Annotated in this window: 1 pseudogene; it reads right to left on the bottom strand. The window is 49.7% G+C overall.

Annotated elements, in window-relative coordinates:
• Positions 1-290 (bottom strand): annotated as a pseudogene (locus ACQUTD_RS21610) (hypothetical protein); the annotation flags it as partial.
• Positions 291-336: the final 46 nt, after the last annotated feature.

A 336-nucleotide genomic window follows, 5' to 3' on the forward strand; every position in this document is an offset into this window, starting at 1 on the left:
TTTGCCTCTTCACCCCTGGCGTAACTTGCCACGTCCACCGACAGGAAAGTGGCTGAGCCTTTGACTTTTGAGCGCCAGGTCATCTGGTAGTAATCGCGCTTTTCCAGCCTGCCGGGATAATAGTGATATTCATTATCCAGACAGTAGCCCGGCTCGTTGTGCGGCCAGGGCTTATAGGTGATGGCGTTAATGTCGTCCATCTGATTATTAAGCTGGCGCTGCACTTCCGAACGCAGTTTTTCTTCCGGCTGCGGACGGGGAACGGTAATCCATTTACCGGTAATCAACATCCACTCTTTTCGCTCAGGAAATGACTTTAAGTAATTAGTGTCATAT

The organism is Enterobacter sp. K510 (genome assembly GCF_055804875.1).